Origin of the sequence: Marinobacter sp. 1-4A, assembly GCF_016597725.1 — a bacterium.
GTDB lineage: Bacteria > Pseudomonadota > Gammaproteobacteria > Pseudomonadales > Oleiphilaceae > Marinobacter.
Window position 1 is genome coordinate 75,605 of record NZ_VCGY01000002.1, and the last position, 21,826, is coordinate 97,430.

At 53.8% G+C, this 21,826-nt stretch carries 23 protein-coding genes; 12 read left to right on the top strand and 11 right to left on the bottom strand.

All coding sequences use genetic code 11. The features are described from left to right. Window positions 1-36: 36 nt before the first annotated feature. Entirely contained in the window at window positions 37-180 is a 144-nt protein-coding gene (locus tag FE845_RS04080; protein ID WP_200361931.1) for a DUF2256 domain-containing protein, read from the top strand. 53 nt (window positions 181-233) lie between these two features. Here FE845_RS04080 and FE845_RS04085 read toward each other — a convergent pair whose 3' ends face one another. Both FE845_RS04085 and FE845_RS04090 read right to left on the bottom strand, forming a co-directional pair. After that, window positions 234-692 (bottom strand): universal stress protein, encoded by a 459-nt coding sequence (locus tag FE845_RS04085; protein ID WP_200361932.1) that lies wholly within the window; start codon window positions 690-692, stop codon window positions 234-236. Beyond that, entirely contained in the window at window positions 682-2,283 is a 1,602-nt protein-coding gene (locus tag FE845_RS04090; protein ID WP_200361933.1) for a BCCT family transporter, read from the bottom strand. Before FE845_RS04090 ends, FE845_RS04085 begins: the two co-directional genes overlap by 11 nt. 111 nt (window positions 2,284-2,394) lie before the next feature. Here FE845_RS04090 and cadR point away from each other — a divergent pair, with 111 nt between their 5' ends. Together cadR and FE845_RS04100 are read left to right on the top strand one after the other, a co-directional pair. After that, window positions 2,395-2,871, top strand: a complete 477-nt coding sequence (gene cadR / locus FE845_RS04095; protein ID WP_200361934.1) for a Cd(II)/Pb(II)-responsive transcriptional regulator — start codon at window positions 2,395-2,397, stop codon at window positions 2,869-2,871. Between the two features lie 84 nt (window positions 2,872-2,955). Further along, the gene (locus FE845_RS04100; protein ID WP_200361935.1) at window positions 2,956-3,603 is read left to right on the top strand and encodes a cation transporter; all 648 of its coding nucleotides are present in this window, start codon (window positions 2,956-2,958) and stop codon (window positions 3,601-3,603) included. Here FE845_RS04100 and FE845_RS04105 read toward each other — a convergent pair. Continuing rightward, window positions 3,572-4,489, bottom strand: coding sequence for an AEC family transporter (locus FE845_RS04105; RefSeq protein ID WP_200361936.1), 918 nt, complete (start codon window positions 4,487-4,489; stop codon window positions 3,572-3,574). The genes FE845_RS04100 and FE845_RS04105 overlap by 32 nt on opposite strands. Before the next feature lie 187 nt (window positions 4,490-4,676). Here FE845_RS04105 and FE845_RS04110 point away from each other — a divergent pair, with 187 nt between their 5' ends. From FE845_RS04110 to FE845_RS04135, 6 genes are all read left to right on the top strand, one after another. Next, entirely contained in the window at window positions 4,677-5,126 is a 450-nt protein-coding gene (locus FE845_RS04110; protein ID WP_200361937.1) for a c-type cytochrome, read from the top strand. 10 nt (window positions 5,127-5,136) lie between these two features. Next, window positions 5,137-6,552 carry a cbb3-type cytochrome c oxidase subunit I gene (locus tag FE845_RS04115; RefSeq protein ID WP_200361938.1) on the top strand — a complete coding sequence of 472 codons (1,416 nt, stop codon included), beginning with the start codon at window positions 5,137-5,139 and terminating at the stop codon, window positions 6,550-6,552. A gap of 66 nt (window positions 6,553-6,618) precedes the next feature. Beyond that, complete coding sequence (locus tag FE845_RS04120; protein WP_200361939.1) at window positions 6,619-7,587, top strand: 4Fe-4S binding protein; 969 nt, start codon at window positions 6,619-6,621, stop codon at window positions 7,585-7,587. A 12-nt stretch (window positions 7,588-7,599) separates the two neighbouring features. After that, window positions 7,600-9,423, top strand: coding sequence for a nitric oxide reductase activation protein NorD (locus FE845_RS04125; protein WP_200361940.1), 1,824 nt, complete (start codon window positions 7,600-7,602; stop codon window positions 9,421-9,423). A 7-nt stretch (window positions 9,424-9,430) separates the two neighbouring features. Next, the gene (locus FE845_RS04130) at window positions 9,431-10,024 is read left to right on the top strand and encodes a cytochrome c oxidase subunit 3 (RefSeq protein WP_227714082.1); all 594 of its coding nucleotides are present in this window, start codon (window positions 9,431-9,433) and stop codon (window positions 10,022-10,024) included. A gap of 12 nt (window positions 10,025-10,036) precedes the next feature. After that, on the top strand, window positions 10,037-10,276 hold the full coding sequence (locus FE845_RS04135; protein ID WP_200361941.1) for a cytochrome C oxidase subunit IV family protein: 240 nt from the start codon (window positions 10,037-10,039) through the stop codon (window positions 10,274-10,276). 108 nt (window positions 10,277-10,384) lie between these two features. Here the strand turns inward: FE845_RS04135 and nadN are convergent, their stop codons facing one another. The 4 genes from nadN to FE845_RS04155 form a co-directional block, all read right to left on the bottom strand. Further along, a complete protein-coding gene (nadN, locus tag FE845_RS04140; protein WP_200361942.1) occupies window positions 10,385-12,214 on the bottom strand; it encodes an NAD nucleotidase in 1,830 nt (609 codons plus the stop codon). Window positions 12,215-12,427: 213 nt separating this feature from the next. Beyond that, on the bottom strand, window positions 12,428-12,802 hold the full coding sequence (locus FE845_RS04145) for a hypothetical protein (RefSeq protein ID WP_200361943.1): 375 nt from the start codon (window positions 12,800-12,802) through the stop codon (window positions 12,428-12,430). Continuing rightward, on the bottom strand, window positions 12,768-13,556 hold the full coding sequence (locus tag FE845_RS04150; protein WP_200361944.1) for a CbbQ/NirQ/NorQ/GpvN family protein: 789 nt from the start codon (window positions 13,554-13,556) through the stop codon (window positions 12,768-12,770). The genes FE845_RS04145 and FE845_RS04150 overlap by 35 nt, the downstream gene beginning before the upstream one ends. 16 nt (window positions 13,557-13,572) lie before the next feature. Continuing rightward, window positions 13,573-14,262: a PhnD/SsuA/transferrin family substrate-binding protein gene (locus FE845_RS04155; RefSeq protein WP_200361945.1), complete on the bottom strand. Its 690-nt coding sequence runs from the start codon at window positions 14,260-14,262 to the stop codon at window positions 13,573-13,575. A 367-nt stretch (window positions 14,263-14,629) separates the two neighbouring features. On the opposite strand from FE845_RS04155, the gene FE845_RS04160 reads away from it, so the two are divergent. Next, window positions 14,630-16,288 carry a cytochrome D1 domain-containing protein gene (locus tag FE845_RS04160; RefSeq protein WP_413785073.1) on the top strand — a complete coding sequence of 553 codons (1,659 nt, stop codon included), beginning with the start codon at window positions 14,630-14,632 and terminating at the stop codon, window positions 16,286-16,288. A 240-nt stretch (window positions 16,289-16,528) separates the two neighbouring features. Continuing rightward, window positions 16,529-18,430 carry a TonB-dependent receptor plug domain-containing protein gene (locus FE845_RS04165; protein ID WP_200361947.1) on the top strand — a complete coding sequence of 634 codons (1,902 nt, stop codon included), beginning with the start codon at window positions 16,529-16,531 and terminating at the stop codon, window positions 18,428-18,430. Here the strand turns inward: FE845_RS04165 and FE845_RS04170 are convergent, their stop codons facing one another. From FE845_RS04170 to FE845_RS04185, 4 genes are read right to left on the bottom strand one after another with little or no spacing between them, the layout of a single operon-like run. Continuing rightward, on the bottom strand, window positions 18,431-19,246 hold the full coding sequence (locus tag FE845_RS04170; protein WP_200361948.1) for an energy transducer TonB: 816 nt from the start codon (window positions 19,244-19,246) through the stop codon (window positions 18,431-18,433). Further along, on the bottom strand, window positions 19,243-19,668 hold the full coding sequence (locus FE845_RS04175) for an ExbD/TolR family protein (protein WP_200361949.1): 426 nt from the start codon (window positions 19,666-19,668) through the stop codon (window positions 19,243-19,245). Before FE845_RS04175 ends, FE845_RS04170 begins: the two co-directional genes overlap by 4 nt. Window positions 19,669-19,691: 23 nt before the next feature. Continuing rightward, on the bottom strand, window positions 19,692-20,087 hold the full coding sequence (locus FE845_RS04180) for an ExbD/TolR family protein (protein ID WP_200361950.1): 396 nt from the start codon (window positions 20,085-20,087) through the stop codon (window positions 19,692-19,694). Beyond that, entirely contained in the window at window positions 20,077-20,781 is a 705-nt protein-coding gene (locus tag FE845_RS04185) for a MotA/TolQ/ExbB proton channel family protein (RefSeq protein WP_200361951.1), read from the bottom strand. Before FE845_RS04185 ends, FE845_RS04180 begins: the two co-directional genes overlap by 11 nt. Window positions 20,782-21,003: 222 nt before the next feature. Here FE845_RS04185 and FE845_RS04190 point away from each other — a divergent pair, with 222 nt between their 5' ends. Continuing rightward, the gene (locus FE845_RS04190) at window positions 21,004-21,705 is read left to right on the top strand and encodes a Crp/Fnr family transcriptional regulator (protein WP_200361952.1); all 702 of its coding nucleotides are present in this window, start codon (window positions 21,004-21,006) and stop codon (window positions 21,703-21,705) included. Window positions 21,706-21,826 lie beyond the last annotated feature (121 nt).

A 21,826-nucleotide genomic window follows, 5' to 3' on the forward strand; every position in this document is an offset into this window, starting at 1 on the left:
CAAACGTTATCCATCAGTTAAAGCCATCTTGGGCCAATGCACAAAAAACCGCACCTACCAGAGAAGATCTGCCCAATTTGCCAGCGCCCTTTCATCTGGCGCAAAAAGTGGGCGAAAGACTGGGAGAGTGTTCGCTACTGCAGCGAGCGCTGTCGGCGCCAACGGAGGGTTGCGCATTGAGCACTTTGGTCTGGTTCAAGCGCGGCCTTCGGGTTCGGTGACCCTGAGCCAGCCTAAGCCTCGCCTTCAGTCTCTTCCGGCGCTTTGACCAAGGAAGGCAAGATAAGCACTGCGCAGCAGGCGTTAACTGCCACATACTCAACCGTAGCCCGGCGCATTGGCCAGCGGCTACTGGCGCCCTTGGATACCAGCACAAGCAAGTCTGCCCCAATATTCGCGGCCAATGCCAACAGCTTTTCACCCGGTGTGCCTGCCACTACGTGCAGACTGGCACTGTGTTTCATGGGTAGGTACTTGCGAGCCAACAGGCTGAGGCTTTCCCTTACCTCGTTTTCTCGGTCTTCAGGGGCATCTGTAGTCACATGGGGAAAGAAGCCAGCCCCACCCGGATTAAACACAGTGGCCAAGTGCAGTTCGCTACCCTCACCCATCAACCTAACGCCTTCTTCCAGCGCCCGCTTGCCCTCGCCATCGTCTTCGTAATCTATGGCTAACAGTATTTTACGGTACATTCTGACCCTCCTCTTTCCGCACAGGGGTGCCTTCCACTTCCGGGAAAACACGCCCCTGCACAAGTTCGCTCACGGAATACCCACGATGGTCGGCCCTCAAAGCCCGGAACAGCGACGCCGCCATAAAAATAAGCAACACACAGAACGGCAGCCCCAAAGAGGTGATTACGTTCTGCAGCGCATCCAACCCGCCAGCCAGCAGCAGAGTTGCGGCAATGATTCCCTGAGCCGCTGCCCAAAAAATTCGTTGGCGCACCAACGATGGCTGATCTTCCCGGCGCGTGAGCATATCAATCACCAGAGATGCGGAATCTGATGAGGTTGTGAAGAAAATAACAATAATGATGATACTGAGTAACGAGGCAACTTCCGCCAACGGAAAGGCCTCGAGAAAGGCAAAAATGGCCACCGACGGGTCCTGCTGTACCAGCTCATACAAGGCCACCTGCCCATTCATTTCAACATTGATGGCGGAGAGCCCAAACACGCCAAACCACACCAGAGTGAACACCGTTGGCGCAAACAACACACCAGCAACAAACTCACGGATAGTGCGGCCCCTAGAGATCCGAGCAATAAAAATACCCACATAAGGCGCCCAGGTAATCGTCCAGGCCCAGTAAAACAAAGTCCACTGCCGCTGCCAGTCCGATTCAGCATAGGTTTGAGTCCAGAACGCCAGCCAGGGCAAAGCGTCGAAATAGTCACCAATGCTCTGAACCATTCCCTCAGCTATGAACACCGTAGGCCCTACCACTAGCACAAATAGGATAAGCAGCAGCGCCAGCACAATGTTGATTTGGGATAAACGGCGCACACCCTTGTCCAATCCCAACGCCACCGAGGTAGCCGCAATACTGGTGATCACTGTTATCAGCAGCACCTGAACCCATCCCGTAGAAGGGATTCCAAACAGATAAGTAAGACCACTGTTCAGCTGCAAAGTACCCAATCCCAGAGAGGTCGCTACACCGAACAGGGTTCCCAGCACCGCAATGACATCCACCGTCCAGCCCAATGGCCCGTATATGCGATCACCAAGCAACGGATAAAACAGACTGCTGATGCGCATGGGCAGGTTGTGCCGGTAGGCGAAGTAAGCAATCGCCAAGCCGGGCATGGCGAATATGGTCCAGGTGTGTAGGCCAAAGTGATACAGGGCGATTGTCATGGCATCGCTGGCTGCGCGCTCGCTACCGGCAATAACGCCCTCAAACGGTGGATTGGCAAAATGGGAAACCGGCTCGGCGACGCCCCAGAACATCAAAATAGTGCCAATACCCGCCGCAAACAACATGGTGAACCAGGTGAGATTGGAGTAGTCCGGCCGGGAATCATCTGCACCTAAGCGGATGCTGCCATAGCGGCTAACGGCCAGCCCTAACAGAAACAGCAAGAGTGAGGTAACAGAGAGGATATAGAACCAGCCAAGATTTTGCGCAACCCAGCCGGTGAGTACTCCGAAAACAGTCGCAACCGCCTGATCAAAAGGTATAGCAAGCGCGACAAACAGCGCTGCCACCCCTGCGGATGTAAAAAACACTCCCGGTATTGTCTGCAGTCCAAGCAAGCGTTGCAGGCGCTCCAGCAAGGTAAGCCTCCCTGTGAAAGTTCACAACTGATAGGGTTATCCCCTACCATAACCAATACAGCCCAATCGCAACACCGGCAAGATCAATAATAAACAGGATGCGCAAATGCAATGAAAATCGGTGAGATCTCCAAGCATTCGTCCGTGGCCGTAGAAACCATCCGGTACTACGAAAAAATCGGCTTGCTGCCAAAACCAGATCGGGACGCCAGCGGCTACCGCGCTTATCGCAACGATCATCTGGAGCGCCTTTTGTTCATTAAGCGCTGCCGAAGCCTTGATATGGCTCAGGACGAGATACGCGAACTCATTCGGCTTTCCGAAAATCCCGAAGCAGACTGTCATCAAGTGAGTGCCCTTCTCGACAACCACCTGAACCATGTCCGGAACCGCTTAAATGAACTCTTAAACCTCGAAAAAACGCTACAACAACTGCAAAAAGCCTGCTCAGACGCGGGCACGGTTCAAGACTGCGGCATTATGGGGGGGCTTAGCTCCGAACTAAACACTCCGAATCCAGAACACAACGACCATGGGGACGATCACGAAAATCACGTGCCGGGAACCCACAGGCCGGGCAAGCGTTAAAACGGTCTAAAACCGAAAACAAAGGGTTGACCCTGTAGCTACTACAGGGCTTTTACTACACGCTTAACTATTATGGAGGTGTGTATGGCATGCAGTTGCTCTGGCCCAGAACCCCAATCCCCTGCTCCGGGCTTTCGTCGCGCGCTCTGGATTGCTCTGTGGGTGAATCTGGCTATGTTTTTCGTGGAAGGCGTTGCCAGCTTGCAGTCTGGCTCCGTCTCATTAATGGCAGACGCCATCGACTTCTTTGGTGACAGCGCCAACTACATTCTGTCGCTTTCCGTTCTCTCTATGGGCATGCTTTGGCGCGGCCGCGCGGCTTTGGTTAAAGGCATTACCATGACGGTTTTTGGCGCGATTGTGTGGGTACGTGCACTCTGGGTAATGCAACAAGGAACAACCCCCGAGCCCTTAACCATGGGAACCATTGGCCTGCTGGCGTTGGTTGCCAACGTATGCGTGGCGCTTATCCTTTTCCGGTATCGAGACGGGGATTCGGATATGCGCTCGGTGTGGCTGTGTAGCCGCAATGACGCGATCAGCAATCTGGCTGTTATGGCCGCTGCGTTGGGGGTGTTTGGTACCGCAAGCGCATGGCCGGATCTTGTGGTCGCTGCCATTATGGGTACTCTGGCAATAACCGCAGGGGTCAGCATAGTGCGTCATGCCCGAACGGATATCGCACAGGCGAACGAACGTGCTAAAACGCCAGCGAAATCATTACCGGGATAAACACCAGCGCAAACAGTGTCGATAACATCACGGTACCGGCCGTCTGCCGCGGAGACGTATCCAGCAAGGTTGCAATAACCACGGTATTGGCGGCAATGGGAGTGATGGAGATCAGGAATATGGCCTTGTGTACGGCTGGCTCATAAACGCCCAACACCTGTGAGTCCAGCCACCAGAATGCCGTTGCCAACAGCGGCCAGGCCACAAACTTCCCGAAAAACGCCAAGGCGGTAAACCGCATATTACCCGCCAAACCGCGAAAACTGCTGATGCTCATACCTATGATCATCATGCCCAAAATGCTGTAGGCGCCGCGCAGGTTATCAAACAGCGGCACAAACACCTCAGGAATACCGATACCTGAAAGGTTGAACGCTACGGCTGCCAAAAAGGCGTATACAGAGGGCAGCTTGGCAACGCGCAAAAGCGAGTCTTTAAGGTCGTGCCGCCCCCGTGCTGCAAGGTAGTAACCCACCGAACTTTCGTAGAGGGTGACACCCAACATGCACACGATATAAATCGCCAGCCCCTCCTCCCCAAACAACAGTAGAGCGACCGGCACACCGAAATAGCCCGTATTCCCCGACCCCACACACAGGGGAGTCATGCTGGCACTGCCATCGGTTAACACCCGTCGTGCCAGTTTGAGATGGGCAACTGCAAGCAGCGTGGCAAATCCAAACACTAAAAATGGAAGGAAGATAACCTCTGGTGAAAGTGGCGCGGCCATAACACCGGAGAACACCACCGAGGGTGTAACGATGTAAAGCATGATGCCGGCAATGTGCTTACCGCTGGCCTCCAGATAGCGACCAGCCACCCAGCCCAGAGCTACCGTGACATAAAGCGGTATCAGCTTGATAAACAACGCCAAGGCTGCGGCCATTATTACTCCAGGCATTCGGGTTCATAGAAAAGGCTGCAAAGTCTACCACCTACCCCTGCAGAGGTAACTCCCCGGCGCAATAGTGAGATTTCCAACTTTGCTTGATAATCGTCAACAGCATTGCGAATACATCTTTATATCCTAGTAGGGCAGTCAGGTATTTCACAACGACCAAGGAGAGAGACCAATGGCCGAACGCTTTACCAAAAGCATGGCCAGAAACATATATCTGGGAGGGAGTACATTCTTCATCCTGCTGTTTCTGGTCCTGACTTTTGATACTCAATCGCGGGCTATGCCCGAAAGAGATAACAGAGACCAACTTACCGAGGAGGTAGTCCGGGGCAAACACGTCTGGGAGAACAACAACTGCGTCGGCTGTCACTCCCTAATGGGTGAAGGTGCATACTTTGCACCAGAACTTGCCAACGTGTTTGACCGCCGTGGTGGTGGCGACAGCGAAGTCTTCAAGATGTATATGAACGCTTGGATGAACGCCATGCCTACCAACATGCCCGGTCGCCGGCAAATGCCGCAATTCAACCTGACCGACCAGGAAATCGACGATCTGTCCTCGTTCCTCGAGTGGACATCCAAGATCGACGATAACGGCTGGCCACCCAATATCGAAGGCTAAGGGAGAAACCATGAAATACGAGTCTCAACGGGTCGCCATGCCCTACTTCATCTTTGCCTTGGTGCTCTTCGCTGGCCAAATCGTGTTCGGCCTCGTGCTGGGCATGCAGTATGTGGTGGGTGATTTTCTATTCCCGGAAATTCCCTTCAACGTTGCGCGGATGGTTCACACCAACCTTCTGATTGTATGGCTGCTGTTCGGCTTTATGGGCGCAACCTACTATCTGGTACCTGAAGAAGCACAAACCGAGCTATACAGCCCGCTGCTTGCCTGGATTCTGTTCTGGGTCTTTGCCGTTGCTGGCACACTAACCATTCTTGGCTATTTGTTTGTGGATTACGCCACTTTGGCGGACGTCACCATGAATAAGCTCTTGCCCACCATGGGCCGGGAGTTTCTTGAGCAGCCCACGATTACCAAAATTGGCATAGCCTTAGTGGTGGTCGGCTTCCTGTTCAACATCATGATGACTGCCCTCAAGGGTCGCAAAACCGTCGTTAACATTGTGCTGATCACCGGCCTAATCGGCTTGGCGGTCCTCTGGCTGTTCTCGTTCTATAACCCGAGCAACCTCACCACAGACAAGTACTTCTGGTGGTTTGTGGTGCATCTGTGGGTTGAAGGTGTGTGGGAATTGATCATGGCGGCCATTCTGGCTTACGTGCTGATCAAACTCACCGGGGTAGACCGGGAAGTCATCGAGAAGTGGCTGTACGTGATCATTGCCATGGCGCTGATTACCGGCATCATCGGCACAGGTCACCACTTCTTCTGGATTGGGCCACCTGAATACTGGCTGTGGTTGGGCTCTGTGTTCTCCGCTCTGGAACCGCTGCCGTTCTTCATGATGGTGCTGTTTGCCTTCACCATGATTAACCGACGCAAGCGTAATCACCCAAATAAGGCTGCCATTCTCTGGGCCATGGGTACTGCGGTAATGGCGTTCCTCGGCGCAGGCGTGTGGGGCTTCCTGCACACACTGGCACCGATCAACTATTACACCCACGGCACCCAACTCACAGCGGCCCACGGCCACATGGCCTTCTACGGCGCCTATGTGATGATTGTGCTGACCATCATTTCCTACGCTGTGCCCATCATGCGTGGCCGACCTTATGGCAACAGCAATACTGCTCAGGTTGTGGAAATGTGGGGCTTCTGGCTGATGACCATCTCCATGGTGTTCATTACCCTGTTCCTGACTGGCGCAGGCATCCTGCAAATCTGGTTGCAGCGTATTCCGGACAGCGGCGAAGCACTATCGTTCATGGCTACTCAGGACAACATCGCGTTGTTTTACTGGGCGCGTATGATTGCTGGCTGCTTCTTCATGGCCGGTCTGGTGGTGTACTTCGGTAGTTTCTTTATCAAGGGACAAGCGTCTTTTGACGAAGAAGTTCGAGGCGCTGCTATTCAGGACGCGTAAATCAGCCTCCGTCTAACCCACAGGGCCGGAACTTGTTTCCGGCCCTGTCTACCCTGGAACTGACCTGTGACCGTGCAGCAAGCAAACCCCAAGGACACACTCCAGAACAAGCGCCTGATCACTCGCGCTGCGTTTTTTGGGCTGTTCCTGCTGGCACCGGTTCTGAACATTTTTCGCTATGACTTAACGGAAGCCCGATTTGTCCTGCTTGGCTTTCCGCTTTCGTTCAATCTGAATCTCGACTGGGTGGTGCAAAGTTCTCCTGCGGACGTCGCCAGCCAGGTTCTACTGTGGTTTATCCTCCCCATTCTTGTTCTGGTTCCCCTTGTGCTTTGGGTTGCCTGGAAATGGGGCCGAATCTACTGCGGTTGGTTGTGCCCGCATTTTTCTGTGGTGGAAACCATCAACGGCTTGATGACCCGCATGACCGGCCGCCCGACACTCTGGGAAGCACTGAAAAAAGGCCGTCGTGGCAAGGTTATACATTGGGCTGGCCTAACACTGGTGTGCGGCCTGATTGGCTTCTCCTGGGCTTTGGCAATGCTTTCTTACCTGCTGCCACCCATTCCGCTCTATACAGACTTGGTTACTGGCAACCTAAGCTTCTACCCGGCAATTTTCCTGACGATAGCAACCTTGGTGTTTACTCTGGATTTCCTATTTGCTCGCCATCTCTTCTGCAAATACGGTTGTGCTTTTGGTGTGGTGCAGAGCATTGCCTGGATGACCCACGGCCGCGGCCAGTTAGTAACGTTTGACACCACTCGGGCGGCAGCCTGCCGGGACTGTACCAAAGCCTGCGATGAGGCCTGCCCCATGCGGCTACCCACCCGCAGTCACAAACGCGCAAAATTCTCCTGCACTCAGTGCCTGCAATGCGTGAGCGCTTGCCGTGAGGTGCAAAAAAATAATCCGGAAGGCAGTCTGCTGCACTGGCAGCCAGGCGAGCCCAGCCGGCAAACAATTCTAATTCCTGTTCGCCAATTAACCACCGGCCCCCAGCGTGACAGCAAGCCTGTCAGCTCGCAGGCCTAAAAGGAACTCGAAATGGAAGAATGGGTCGGCTATAAATGGCATGAGTACATCACCCGCCAAGCTTTGGGCGAATTTCCAGAGCACGCCGTTTACCTAAAAGACGAAGCCCGCAGTTTGGGCATCGTGTTCCGCGCCTTCGGAGGCGACCCGGCGCTCAGCCTGGTGACCGCAGAACCTCGACATTTTCGCCTGCGCCGCAAATTTTTGCACAAGCTCGCGGGAACACACCGTAAATTTGAACTGGCATGGCGGGACGACCAAAACCTGCGCCTGCCTGAAAAAGTTGCCCGTTTCCCATCGAAGCAGTTAAACCGGGATCTCTACATCTGGCTAGCTGCACTTGCGGCCACCCCGGCCCCGGCGGACAGTGATTGGTTTACCGGAAACCAAGCTCTGGTGCAGGATGTTCTCTCACGCTGGCCGGGACTGGAAAATGTTTACCAGCGTCTGGTCAAGCACGTTTTATACTGGCGCCCTGACCCAGACAGCCTGACCGACCCGGAGGCAATCCGCGAACAGGCCATCTGCCAAGCTCTGATTCATCCCGGCAGCGTTCCTGCCCTGCCATCTGCCGACACAGACCCCTGGCCCGTCATCCTGTGGCTGTACCCGGCTCTGGAGCAAGGAAAAGCCAGCGGGCAGGTAACCGGCGATGAGGACACCCAGTCAAGCCCGGGCGGCCTTACCAAAAAGAACAAGCGCAAGCAGGCAGAACGAGTAGAAGCCTTTGACCGCGACCAGGGCCTGATGATTTTCCGGCTGGAAAGCCTGTTTTCCTGGACTGAGTTTATTCCTGTTGACCGGGCGGGCGACGATACCGACGAAGAAGATGCCGAAGCCGTTGCCAATGATATGGACATGATTTCCGTATCCAACGACCGTAAAGAAGCCTCATCGGCGATCAAGTTTGATCTGGATTTACCTTCGGAGGAACACGACGACCTGCACCTAGGCCCTGGCATTCATTTGCCGGAGTGGGACTGGCGAAGCCAAAGTTATCGTGAAGCCTTCTGTTGCCTCCAGCCCTTGTTAGCCAAGGACGCGGTACCGGCGGAGCTTCCCGAAGCTTTGCGTCGACCCGCAAAGCGTCTACAGCGCCAGTTCAGTGCCCTGAAGCCTCTCAAGCAATGGCAAAAGCGGCAAGTAGACGGTGATGAACTGGATCTGGACGCTTGTCTCGAACGGGAAGTACAACACCGGCGCGGTCAGGGCATTATCGATCAAAAGCTGTTCCGCCGCTGCCAACAAAGCCAGCGTGATCTTGCCTGTCTGGTACTGGCAGACATATCGCTATCGACTGAAACTTACATTAACAACCAGCAGCGCGTTATCGACGTTGCCCGTGACGGCCTGCAACTGCTCAGTGAAGCCTTACAGGCAAGTCGCGACCCCTTTGCGCTGTTCGCGTTTTCATCCCGGCGCCGCGACCACGTGCGATTCCATCATCTGAAAAGCTTCGACGAGCCCTATACCAGCACCATTCGGGGCCGGATACAGGCACTAGAACCGGGCTTCTACACCCGCATGGGCGCCGCCATTCGCCAAGCAACCAAACTGCTGGAGACGCGCCATGAGCATCAGAAAATTCTGTTGCTGCTGACCGATGGCAAGCCTAACGATCTGGACATCTACGAAGGGCGGTACGGCGTGGAAGATACACGCATGGCGGTGCAGGAAGCGCAAAAGGCAGGGCTAACCCCCTTCTGCGTCACCATTGATGACGAGGCTAGCGAATACCTGCCCTATGTATTCGGCAGCAGTAACTTCGTGGTTATTCGCGACCCGGCACAGTTGCCGTTGCAGCTTCCTAAACTCTATCTGAACCTGACGCACTGATAGCGATATGGATGATATGACGAACCAGAAACTTTCTTCGGACCCAGATACTCGCCAGCTTCCCGGCGACATCGCCGTGTGGATCTTCATTTTCGCCGAACTGGCGGTATTCGGCATCATGTTCATCGGTTTTGCGGTTGCACGTAGCATGGACCCGGCGACGTTTCACGCTGGCCGCGAAGTTCTGCATCCTCTAGTTGGGCTGCTGAATACCGCTGCGCTGATTACCGCCAGCTATTTCGTCGCAACCGCTGTTCATCAACTTCGCCACAGGCGATCTGGAACTCAATGGCGGCTTTGGCTTGCTGTTGCGGTTTCCTGCATTTACACCGTTGGCAAAATGTACGAGTACGTGAACCTTTACAGTCAGGGCTACAATCTGGGTACAGATACTTTCTTCATGTTTTACTTTTTTCTGACGTTTTTTCACTTCATGCACGTGATTCTTGGGCAGGTCATTTTGATCGTTCTGGCGGTAAAAGTTGGCAATGGTGACTACGACGGCTCGGATATGAATGGCATGGAATCCGGTGCTTCATACTGGCACATGGTGGATTTGGTGTGGCTGGTGTTGTTTCCGATGATTTACGTGCTGGCCTAGGGAGGGCTTGGAATGCTGACAGTCTATTTTGCACTGATGATTTGCACGGCCCTGCCGGTGATCGCTCTAAAGGCTGGGATAGGCCCGGAGTTTCTGGCGTGGCTGGTGTTCGGAATGGTCATCGTGAAGGCGTTGCTGTTGGTCGATCACTTCATGGAAATGAAACACGCACCGCGCGCCTGGAGGTTGGCGGCCCAGTTATGGGCCCCTGTGGTGATCGTTACTGTTGCAGGGTTTCATATAATCACATGACGAACAATAAGACAGCATCACAACTTTTAGCGATGCGCTTCAACTAATTATAAAGGCCGACCCTTGATCACATGGGCCGGCGATTAGACGTCATACTATAGTTATGTGTTAGTTGGCAGGAGCATTGTAAGACTTGGTTGAGTAATCTCCCAGAACCGGCTTACTGATGGCATTTTGCTCAACGACATAGTCCACGAAGGACTGGGCGTAATCCAGAAAAGTGTCGACCGAGCGACCTTCACCCGTGACCGTCCCGAATGTAACGTACCCATCCCGACCGGCTCCGGTGAAGCTGTTGGTGACCACGTTCAGGCTCTCAGCATCAGTCAATGCGCGCCATTGGGTCTCATCCCGACCCTTGACTTCAATATTGTACAACTGGTCGCCTTCACTGCGCGTCATGTCCACATCCCATCGAAGGCCTGCTGCGTAGGGATAGGCGCCGGTGGAGCCGTCCGGGGCATGGGCGAACATAACCGCTTCGTTCAGTACTTGGCGGATTTCCGCGCCTGTCATAGTCAGATCTACAAGTGTGTTGGCAAAGGGCAACAACGTGTAAGCATCACCAATGGTGACGTCTCCGGCCTCTATGTCTGTGCGCACTCCACCGGCGTTCTGGATCGATACGTCGGCATTCTTACTCAGGAACAGAAAGGCCTGAGCAACAATATTGGCGATGTCACCGCCGTGCTCTTCTGTGCTTCCGTCGCAGCTTGGAAGGCTGCTTCGACCCTGACCGGGGATACGTTCGAGGCAGAGATCCTCCGTTGCGGTACCTACAACGTTATTTCGGAAAGTATCCAGTTGCTGAGTATAGTTGGCCAAGGCATTGGCCACAGTGGCATCCTCAGTCACAATGCTCAATTGCGGAGCGTCGTCAACGGCATTCATGATCGCCTGAAGTTCTGCCCCAGTGGGAGTATATTCGGTGCCTTCACCATCCTCACGAAAGATTTCATCCCCTAGCAGAAGATGCGGAACACCCGAGCAGGATTCCACAATACCCTCAGCGTTCCACTGGATGTTAAGTTCACCAACGACTTGAGAATACTGCCATGCTTGCGCTACACACACTTTATCGCCGTCTGCATTAGTGCGTTCGGTTGGGAAAGGACCTGCAGATGTAAGGCCGAAACTGGAAAAATCACCCAAAAGGGTGTGAGAGTCACCTCCAATTATGACGTCCACACCAGACAAGGTCTCTGCCAGCGCCAGATCATTCTCGTATTGGTAGTGGGTCAGCAGAATGATCTTGTTAACGCCGTTCGCTTCCAGTTCATTAATTGCCGATTGGGCAGTTTCGGTTTCGTTCAGGAACTGGGTGGTCGCCAGAGGGCTGGAGCTGTTCCGGGTTTTGTTGCCTATATCGATGCCGATAATGCCCACTTTTTGACCAGCGACTTCCTTCACGACATAAGGCTTGATGTAATCATCAACGGCAGTCGGTGCCAGAGGGGTACCTACTTCCGGGATAACATTGGCGGCCAATACGGATGTCTGGCAACTTCCATCTGCAAGGAAATCAAGGAACTTTTTCAGTCCTTCATCGCCCCGGTCGAACTCGTGGTTGCCCAGAGCGAACGCGTCAAAACAGACCAAGTTCATCAACTCGGCATCCGCTTCACCCTCATAGGCGGTGAAGTAAAGGGTGCCTGTAATAGCGTCACCCGCGTGCAGCTTGAGCACGTTATCCAATGCCAACTCGCGTTCGGCAATTTTGGCGGCAACACGAGGAAAACCGCCAGCGGAAAATTCAGTGTCCTGCCCGCCAATAGTCAGCGACTGCGAGTCGCCCTCTAGATGAGAGTGGTGATCATTGATGTGAAGGACGTTCAGGCTCAAAGGCGCAGCCGAGATGTTGCTGTTATCGTCGCTATCGCTGTTGCAGCCGACCAAGGCGATGAGAGGAAGTGTTATCCAGACAGACTTACGAATCATTTACTGACTCCAGATTATTTATGAATAATCTGATACTCCCCTCATTTGAAGTCAGTAAGGTGATGCTTTTGTTGCAAGAAAATTAACACCTGCCGAACCCCACCTCGACATTCCGGTCCATTAAAAGCGGAAAAAGGTCCATTTTTTGGTCACAGCAGCAAGGAACCTAGGCTCGATAATACAAGCCCAGACGCAGCCCCCCCTCAAAACAGACTAAAGCCACTTAGCCGGAAACAAAGGTGGCTTATCAGACATAGCCTGAGCAAGTGAGATCATTCCCCACAACACAAACCCTGTGTGTAATGCGATTGCCCAAACCAGCGCGAACGTACCGAAGTGGCCAACATCGCCGAAAAACATCCAGCTAAGGAGAACACCTGAACTGATCAACACAAAGCCAAGCAATGACATGAACAGAGCCGCACGGGTATGCGCCCTGCGAAGTTCATTCGTTCCTGAGCTGTTAATAAACAGCCAGAGCAAAACCAGAAAACCGATAACCGGCGTTGCCAGCAAATTCAGCAAATACCAAACAACGGGAACAATCGCTCCGCTAGCGGGTTTCTTCCGGGCGCCCGAATACTGCATATACCACCTCCATTAATGAAATAACTGTTGCTTCGTCATCTGACAATGGCTCAATCATGCCCGCGCGGCAGGCTATCTCTGCAGGCAAGCCAGCGCGGATCAATAGAGCCGTGTGTATTAGCAGCCGGGTTGACGCGGCCTCTTCAAGGTCGTGATCTTTAAGATTGCGCAGCGCTGTCGCGAGGTTCACAAGCTGTTTGGCAAGATCGCGGTCGCATCCGGACTCTTCCGCTACGATGGTTTGCTCTGCCTCTTCGGCGGGGTAATCAAACCGCAAGGATACAAATCTCTGGCGCGTGCTGGGCTTCATGCCCTTGAGTAGGCTCTGATAACCCGGGTTGTAGGAAACCACCAACATAAAGCCGGGTGCTGCGGTGAGCAGTTCTCCTGTTCGCTCTATGGGCAATTCCCGGCGGTCGTCCGCCAGCGGGTGTAGCACTACCGTTGTGTCTTTACGGGCTTCAACCACTTCATCCAAGTAGCAAATACCGCCTTCACGAACCGCGCGGGTCAATGGGCCATCCTGCCAATAGGTGCCTTCCGGGCCGATGAGGTGCCGCCCAACAAGATCGGCGGCGGTCAGGTCGTCGTGGCAGGCTACGGTATAAACCGGCCGGTTCAGTTTCTCAGCCATGTAACGGACAAAGCGGGTTTTACCGCAGCCTGTCGGCCCTTTAATTAGAACCGGCAGGCCGTTATCGGCTGCGGCTTGGAACAGTTCTATTTCATTACCAACTGGCTGGTAAAACGTCATGTATCACAACCCTCTGTTACTGACTGTCGGTTCTGGCAAAGCCGTGAACCCATTCAGGAAAAACTGCAAACGCCTGTTTGTCATCCGTTCTGCTCAGGTGACTAAGAGCTTCTTCGCAGGCCAGCGCCTGTTCACTCCAACCGTCGCCTCGGTACCAGCCGATTGTTTTTACCGTCGGCCCAGTCCAGGTGATCACCAAATCACGGCTTGCAAGAAATTGCCCGGCAAACCCCGCCTCTGAAACCGCAGCATGGGTGTTGTTATGCAACAAGAGAGCCAGCGCCGAGCTGTAATCTCCAGATTCGTAGATTCTCCCAGCCGCAGGATGTATTCCGGAAGCCCCTAGCGCAGCGATAGGCAGTGCTGAAGCCAGAGGATCTTTACCCGCAACTGTGGCCAGATCTCGATCATTTAGCTCGGAGATAGAGCGGACGCCTGCGGTTCTACGGGTTACCCATACAGCGCTAGGCAAGTCACCATCACGGTTTATTGCACTGAGCACCGCAACTTTCTGCTCATTTGGCGCTGAAAAACGGAACATCAATGCCACCGCCCGTGGTTCGCTGGTAAAACCTATGTCCGCCAAACACCCTTGCCTTGCGAGCTGCTGGGTAAGGCGATAGCGCGCAACGTCTGTTATGTGGGTTACCGAATCAATGGCCAATACAACCGGGCTCAGTTCTTCGGCTGCTATCGCTACAGGCATCAAGAACAAGGCTGTTGAAAAAAGTGCGGCCGGAGTCTGCGGTATCCAGCTCTGCAATCGGCTCAAAGTACAAATAAGGTTCTTTCTCTCTTGGCTCTGCAGCGGGTATTAAGCATAGTGATGTCACCCTTTAAACGCATCTTTGATATTGGTTAAAAACACTCCTTTCCACAACAACTCTTTGGTTATACCCATGGGTGGGTACCCACTGGCAAAAAGACATATATCTGACTTTAATCAATGTTCATCAGGTCAAAGAAGAGAAACCTAACGATACTCTTAATTCAAAGGAGAAAGCCTGATGAGAGCAACCAACCCTTTTCTGAAACCACTGGCGCTTGCCGTGGCTGTCGCGTCGTTTGGCGTGATGGGCGCAAGCGCTGAATCAAAACACGCCGACCCGACGTCAGCCGCTTATGAAGGTACCGCCAGCCCCATTGACGCGAGCACTGCGAAGATCGTCCGTTCACCCGGCGCTCCGGATCTTTCCGACGCAGAGTTTGAACAAGCCAAGCAGATCTACTTCGAGCGCTGCGCAGGCTGTCACGGCGTTCTCCGTAAGGGCGCAACCGGCAAGCCGTTGACTCCAGACATTACTCAGGAGCGCGGCATCGATTACCTGAAAGCCTTTATCAGCTATGGCTCTCCTGCGGGTATGCCGAACTGGCTGACCTCAGGTGACTTCGACGAAGAAACCGTGGAACTGATGGCCAAGTACATCATGCACGAGCCACCACAGCCTCCCGAGTTCAGCCTGGCTGATATGAAGAACACATGGGAAGTGATCGTAGCTCCGGAAGATCGCCCCAAGAAGCAGATGAACGATCTGGACCTTGAAAACATCTTCAGTGTTACCTTGCGGGATGCGGGTAAAATTGCCCTGATCGACGGCGACTCCAAAGAGGTTGTGAAGATTATTGATACCGGCTACGCGGTGCACATCTCCCGGATGTCTGCCTCTGGCCGCTACGTGATGGTTATTGGTCGTGACGCGCTGATCAACATGATCGATTTGTGGATGGAAGAGCCACAAACTGTTGCAAAGATTAAAGTGGGTATGGAAGCGCGCTCGGTTGAAACATCTAAGTACAAGGGCTGGGAAGACAAGTACGCCATTGCTGGCACCTACTGGCCGCCCCAATTTGTGATCATGGATGGCGACACTCTAGAGCCCAAGAAGATTGTAAGCACTCGTGGCATGACCGTGAGCAATCAGGAATACCATCCTGAGCCACGTGTTGCGGCGATTGTTTCGTCCCACGAGCACCCTGAGTTCATCATCAACGTAAAAGAAACTGGCAAAATCCTGCTGGCTAACTACGAAGACCTAAGCAACATGAACATTACTTCCATCGATGCGGCCGAATTCCTGCACGATGGCGGCTGGGATGGCAGCATGCGCTACTTCATGTCTGCAGCCAACAACTCCAATAAGATTGCGGTTGTTGATGCCAAGGACCGTGACCTCGAGGCACTTATCGATGTGGGTAAGATCCCTCACCCGGGTCGTGGTGCAAACTTTGTAGACCCCGAGCATGGCCCTGTCTGGGCAACGTCTCACCTAGGCGACCCGACCATTCAGATGATTGGTACCGACCCCGAAGGCCACCCGGACAAAGCCTGGAAAGTGGTTCGCACAGTTAACGGCCAAGGCGGTGGTTCGCTGTTCGTGAAAACCCACCCCAAATCCACCAACCTGTGGGTAGATACTGCCTTGAACCCGGCTGAATCCGTAAGCCAAAGCATCGCGGTATTCGACATCAATAACTTTGATGCGGGCTATAAAGTGCTGCCAATTGCAGAGTGGGCTGAACTGGGTGAAGGCCCCAAGCGTGTGGTCCAGCCTGAATACAACAAGGCGGGCGACGAAGTTTGGTTCTCTGTTTGGAACGCTCAGGACAAGAACTCGGCGATTGTTGTAGTCGATGACAAAACACGCAAGCTGAAGAAGGTTATCAAGGGCGACTACATGGTCACCCCGACCGGTAAGTTTAACACTTACAACACCCAGCACGACGTGTACTAAAAAGCGTTAAGCAGGCGCAAACCTGCTAGTTGTCGTGGCGGCTCCAGAACAGCAAAGGAATCTGGCAGCCGCCCGCAACAACCATGCTCCGGCCGCAAGTGTCGATACTGTCGAGCGCGTTTTGAACCTGGCATCAGGAATAGCAAGTTGAGCTTTATGACCCCTTCTTTCGTCCCGAGTAAGTCTGTACAACCAGCAACCAAAAACCGTCTGAAATTCTTTTGCATCGCTGCGACTCTGTTGCCGGCCCCCGTTTTGTGGGCGCAAGAGTCCAGTAATCCTCTACCGGTAGATACCGTTAAACTAGATACCATTTCGGTTACGGCCACGCTGTCGCCCGTTGACACGCGGTTGGCGCCTGCTTCCGGCTCGGTTATTTCGCGTGAGGAACTGGAAACGCGCAATGCGGATTCGCTGCGATCCGCCGTTGCCGGTGAGCCCGGAGTTGCCTTTTCGCAGGGTGGTGGAATCGGGCGCAAAACCATTACTTTGCGCGGCATGGACAGCAAACACGTGCTTACACTTACAGATGGGCGCCGTATTCCGGCCAGTGACGATGTGTTCGGCCACGCTGATTACCAATACGGCTGGGTCCCCATGTCTGCGGTAGAGCGCATCGAGATCATCCGCGGCCCCATGTCTACGCTCTATGGCTCCGACGCTCTCGGCGGCGTCATCAATACGATTACGCGTAAGCCTGGCGAAGAATGGGAAACCAACCTTTTGCTACGCGGTTCAACGCTGGCAAACAGTGAAGGCAACAAAGACAGTGTAAACGGCGGACAGGCCTCAATATACACCTCAGGACTGGTTACAGAGCGTTTGGGACTGCGCTTTACAGGCGAAACGTCCCGTCAGGATAGAACGCAGAATCCGGCTGACAACCGTCAGAGTGAACTCGAAGGCAGCAGAGCCAATCGCGGCAGTGTTGCGGCTTTTCTGGAGCTTACGCCTGAGCAGTCACTGGAACTGCAATTTTCGAGAAGTAACGAAGAACGTGAGTTTGATGCAAAAACGACAAGAGGCTCGACTTATTACGAAAGCCGCTATGATTTGGATAGAACCGGGTTCGGTTTGACCTGGAATGGTGAGTTTACTCACTGGGTTAATCAGGTGCGGGCTTATCGCAGCAAAGTCGAGGTCAGCAATGAGCGTGGTGCTGGCTCTACAGCTACAGATCCACAAGCGCTTACCGACGAGATTATCGATGCCCATACTAGCCGGGCCTTTGATAACCACTGGCTGACTCTGGGTGGCGAAATACGGCGTGAAACGCTTGAAAATACCGGGCTTGAAGGTGGCGAACGCGACGCTGATCATGCTGCTGTCTTTGTGCAGGATGAGGTCGCGCTGACCGAGCAACTGCTGCTGACAGCAGGACTGCGTTACGACCATCAGGACGACTACGGGAGCGAGGCGAGCCCGAGAGTTTATCTGGTGTGGGAAGCGGCACCACAGCTTATCGTCAAAGGCGGTTATGGTCGCGGATTCCGGGCGCCAACGTTGAAACAAAGCTCACCCACGTATGTAGGGGTGCCTGTAGCCCCCTTCCAGTTTTACGGAAATGGCGATCTTGAGCCGGAAAAAATCGATTCGTACGAATTATCCGTCAATTGGCAAGGCACAGCGGTGGGCCTGAACGCCACGGTATTTCATAGCGAAGCGAGCGATCTGATTACCAATCGGCCGATAGACCCCGCTAACCAGTTTGTTCAGCAATTCGTCAACGTTGACGAAGCTCGTCTAACCGGCGTGGAAACCGGATTTTCCTGGAAACTCCACCCCTCCATTATCTGGCAGAACAACTTCGGATGGCTCAAAACCAAAGACCGGGGCACCGGAGATGAGTTGGAGTACCGGCCACGCAGAACCTTTAACTCGTTTCTGGACTGGCAGGCAACCGCCAGCCTATCGGCCCGTTTGAACGCAGAGTACACAGGCAGCCAACACCGTGCCGACACCGACGACCTGCCCGCCTACACACTATGGAACGCCAGTGTGGCTAAGGATTTTGGCGAAAGTGTCACCATGCGCGCCGGTATTGACAACATCGGGGATGAGCATCTGGCAGACAAGTCACCAAACTTTCGCCATGTTGAAAGGGGCCGGACGATTTACTTGAGTACCCAGCTAAACTTCTGATTACCGTAGTTTGAATTCAACTGGAATGGTCATGCGAACCTCCTGTCCCGGTAAATCCCTCGGGAACTGGGGCAGAGGTTCGGCCCGCTTCAGCATTTCCTCGACCGCGCGGTTCAATTCACGGTGCTCTGATAGCTCGATTATTTCAGACGCCTTGATACTGCCGTCACGGGCAACAACAAAGCTCAGAGTGATCACAGCTTCATGCCGCATGCGTCTGGCGCGCATGGGGTAGTGTTTATGGCGTACGAGGTGCGCTGTCACTTCTGAATACCATAATCTGCGCGCACTTGCCGCTGCGGCCCCAACCTCCACGGCATTACCACTTGCGCTGCCACCTCCAGAACTCGCACCCTCGCGGCCCGAGATCTCGCCCCCTTCAGTGCCGGGGTTTGCTGGGCTGGCCTCGGTATCTATCGGCTTCTCTGAAGGCTCGGTTGAGGTTTGCGCAGGCTTTGGCTTTGGCTCACGTATGGGTTTTGGCTCACGTATGGGTTTTGGCTCTGGCTTAACCTGTACTTCAGCTTTCTGTACCACGTCAGGCTCTGGTAAGGGTTCTGGTTCTGGTGCGGGGTCTGGCTCGACTTCGGAGACTTCCTCGGCCGGTGGTGTCACAACCGTTTGCGGTTCGCTAACTTCTCCACTGGCCCGAGTTCCACCACCCAACTCCCCCAATAGGCCAAGCTCTACCTCAACGCCGTACTGGCCAGACAACTCCGCACCTTGATCGAGCTCCTGCGCCAACATCGAAAACACCAATGCGTGCAACGCCACAGCGGTCACAGAGGCCGCTGCCCAATGTCGGCGACGAATCATGGCACCACACTTTCTTGGGTCAACAGCGATACCTTGAGCACTCCCGCACTGCGGACACGACTCAAAACTGCCTTTAACTCTTCAACCGGCAGAAGTGCATCCACCTTGATTTGAATCCGAAATCGGTTCGGATCATGAGCCCGCACCAGCCTCTCCTGCAGTAACGTGACGAGTGCATCATCACCAATCTGTTCCGAGTCCACATAAACATCCCCTACAACACTAACCAGTAGGACCAAATCAGCTTCTGTTTGGGGAGTTTGAGCTGAAGACCGCAGTGCTTCCACTGGCACCACATCACTCACGGCTATACGCCCTGCGATCATAAAAAATATGAGCAGAAGAAAGATAATATTGATCAGCGGCACCAGATTGTCATTAACACTGAAGCCACGCCGTTCTGTCGGCGGAGAAATTCTCATAACCTATTTCCGGTGTGCTCAGTTCAACGCACAATGCCCGCCAAGGATACCCGCTCGGCGCCAGCTTGCTTCAACCGATCAGCAAGCGTAATCATTGCTTGCGCGGTAAGGCCGTCACGAGCGTCGATAGCAAACACTGTGTTTGGATTTTCCGCCACCAACTGTTGCAGGTTCAAAGCGTCTGCTGCATAAAGCTGGTCTGCAACACGAATGTCGCCGAGGGAGCTGACAAGTTGAATTTCAAGTAAAGCCTGCTGCTCAACATCATTGGCTTGCCCTGACGCTGTCACATTCAATTCCCGCCATTGCGTAAACGTAGATGACAGCAAAAAGAACAACAACAGTATGAAAACCACATCGATCAGCGGCGTAAGATTTACCTGACCCGCCTTGCGGCGCTTACCAGCGTCAAGCTGCATTACGATCTCCGGCACCGGCCGCGGTTTTAGGCCAACTACCGCTTGCGGGCATCGGGCTGGTAAAAACTCGCGTCACCGAATCACTCATCAGGGCGGCAACCCGCTCTGTTTTGCGCTCCAACCAGGCATGCGCCGCAACCACAGGAATAGCAACCGCCATACCAACCGCAGTGGTCAGCAGCGCCTGCCAAATGCCGCCGGACAACACACTGGGGTCAACCTGACTGCCTGCCGCTTCCATTTGCTGGAACGCGACGATCATGCCCATTACCGTACCCAGAAGACCTAGCAGTGGGCTCAACGCGCCAATCAACTCCAGAGGACGGAAAAAGCTGCGCAGATCGTTCAGTCGCGCACTGGCTATGCGCTCTACTTCCTCGCGTAAAAGCAGATCATTCACTTTATCCATCCGCCCCACCATCGCGCACTTAACGACAGCGGCTACCGGATGGGCGTCGTCCAATTGGTCCACAGCGTCGCGGCCCTTGCCAGCGCGCCATTGTTCCAGCGCACCACTTACCACCTTGGACGACTCCGCACGAAGCATCACCAACTGCCATACTTTTACCAACACGATGGTCAAGGCGATCAGAGAAAAAACACAGAGAATCCAGACCACCGGACCACCCGTTATCAACAGACCCTGAATGTCGGCCATCACGCCAGCTTCCTCAGTAACGATGTCGGGATTCATTGTAAATTCTTCCCTAGCGGTTAAGTTTCAATAAATTATGATTGTTCAAATTACGTATAACAACTGCGGGCGCTTCAAGAGTGCTGATCGTAACCGCCTAATTAGAGCTCGCCATTCGTTACTTCTATATCGAGTGAATGAAAAAGCCTTAATGATTTAAGTCATTTCCTGTAGCCTCTCTCTGTTAGGATAATTGACACATATTCCAATGGCGACTACGCAATGACCCGCACCTTCAAAACCGACGTGGCTTCATCTCCGTGCATGCTCGGGGAGAAAAACCCAGACATCATCCCCCATGAGTCGGCACCACAATCGGTAGCCCTTCTCAACGGGCTCAGCCGCGTGTTCGGAATAAGACTCAGCGAAAAACAGGACACGCCTGACACCCGGTTTTTAAGCGACCTAACACGACTGTTTCACCAACGCCGGGTCGACGCAGAAGCGCAAATGGAAATGCATGACACGCCTTGGGCCAACGTATACCTTATTCAGTACGGTATTATGCGCCTGTTCCGGGAAGCGCCAAGCGGCAAGGTAGCTGTGCACCATTTCTTTACCGAAGGCGATATGGTGTGGCCGGTATTTGGTCGCAGCCGCACAGTTCGCAACACTCTCTGCCTTACAGCAGTAACCCCCGCCACAGTCTGGGTTGCAGACTTCGCCGCTTTCCGGGCCGCTATTCACGCTCATGGCGAAGGTCTCTGGCCTCAGTTTGCCATGGCCCTGACCGAAGAACTGGCAGAACTGACCAGCATGCGGGAGTTTCGTAAGCACACCATGTCGGCTAAAGAGCGCTATAAGTTGCTGCTCGAAGAATACCCGGAGCTAGTAAAGCGCGTGCCGGACAACCAGCTTGCATCATGGCTCGGCGTTGTGCCTGCAACATTCTCCAGGCTCAAAACAGGTGCGATAAAGGGATAACAACACCACAACTACTCTCCCGAATGCCCACGCAGACTTGGCTTGGGAGGGTACTTATAGCGCAACAGAAGGGCGGGTTTAGTTTTAACCTTGTTAACGGGCTAGTTAGTATGCGGCTGCT

What these genes read in the sequence shown, in the direction of transcription:
- FE845_RS04080 (WP_200361931.1), top strand. Translation starts at nt 37, where the DNA reads ATGCACAAAAAACCGCACCTACCAGAGAAGATCTGCCCAATTTGCCAG.
- FE845_RS04085 (WP_200361932.1), bottom strand. Translation starts at nt 692, where the DNA reads ATGTACCGTAAAATACTGTTAGCCATAGATTACGAAGACGATGGCGAG.
- cadR (WP_200361934.1), top strand. Translation starts at nt 2,395, where the DNA reads ATGAAAATCGGTGAGATCTCCAAGCATTCGTCCGTGGCCGTAGAAACC.
- FE845_RS04100 (WP_200361935.1), top strand. Translation starts at nt 2,956, where the DNA reads ATGGCATGCAGTTGCTCTGGCCCAGAACCCCAATCCCCTGCTCCGGGC.
- FE845_RS04105 (WP_200361936.1), bottom strand. Translation starts at nt 4,489, where the DNA reads ATGGCCGCAGCCTTGGCGTTGTTTATCAAGCTGATACCGCTTTATGTC.
- FE845_RS04110 (WP_200361937.1), top strand. Translation starts at nt 4,677, where the DNA reads ATGGCCGAACGCTTTACCAAAAGCATGGCCAGAAACATATATCTGGGA.
- FE845_RS04115 (WP_200361938.1), top strand. Translation starts at nt 5,137, where the DNA reads ATGAAATACGAGTCTCAACGGGTCGCCATGCCCTACTTCATCTTTGCC.
- FE845_RS04125 (WP_200361940.1), top strand. Translation starts at nt 7,600, where the DNA reads ATGGAAGAATGGGTCGGCTATAAATGGCATGAGTACATCACCCGCCAA.
- FE845_RS04130 (WP_227714082.1), top strand. Translation starts at nt 9,431, where the DNA reads ATGGATGATATGACGAACCAGAAACTTTCTTCGGACCCAGATACTCGC.
- FE845_RS04135 (WP_200361941.1), top strand. Translation starts at nt 10,037, where the DNA reads ATGCTGACAGTCTATTTTGCACTGATGATTTGCACGGCCCTGCCGGTG.
- nadN (WP_200361942.1), bottom strand. Translation starts at nt 12,214, where the DNA reads ATGATTCGTAAGTCTGTCTGGATAACACTTCCTCTCATCGCCTTGGTC.
- FE845_RS04145 (WP_200361943.1), bottom strand. Translation starts at nt 12,802, where the DNA reads ATGCAGTATTCGGGCGCCCGGAAGAAACCCGCTAGCGGAGCGATTGTT.
- FE845_RS04150 (WP_200361944.1), bottom strand. Translation starts at nt 13,556, where the DNA reads ATGACGTTTTACCAGCCAGTTGGTAATGAAATAGAACTGTTCCAAGCC.
- FE845_RS04155 (WP_200361945.1), bottom strand. Translation starts at nt 14,262, where the DNA reads ATGCCTGTAGCGATAGCAGCCGAAGAACTGAGCCCGGTTGTATTGGCC.
- FE845_RS04160 (WP_413785073.1), top strand. Translation starts at nt 14,630, where the DNA reads ATGGGCGCAAGCGCTGAATCAAAACACGCCGACCCGACGTCAGCCGCT.
- FE845_RS04170 (WP_200361948.1), bottom strand. Translation starts at nt 19,246, where the DNA reads ATGATTCGTCGCCGACATTGGGCAGCGGCCTCTGTGACCGCTGTGGCG.
- FE845_RS04175 (WP_200361949.1), bottom strand. Translation starts at nt 19,668, where the DNA reads ATGAGAATTTCTCCGCCGACAGAACGGCGTGGCTTCAGTGTTAATGAC.
- FE845_RS04180 (WP_200361950.1), bottom strand. Translation starts at nt 20,087, where the DNA reads ATGCAGCTTGACGCTGGTAAGCGCCGCAAGGCGGGTCAGGTAAATCTT.
- FE845_RS04185 (WP_200361951.1), bottom strand. Translation starts at nt 20,781, where the DNA reads ATGAATCCCGACATCGTTACTGAGGAAGCTGGCGTGATGGCCGACATT.
- FE845_RS04190 (WP_200361952.1), top strand. Translation starts at nt 21,004, where the DNA reads ATGACCCGCACCTTCAAAACCGACGTGGCTTCATCTCCGTGCATGCTC.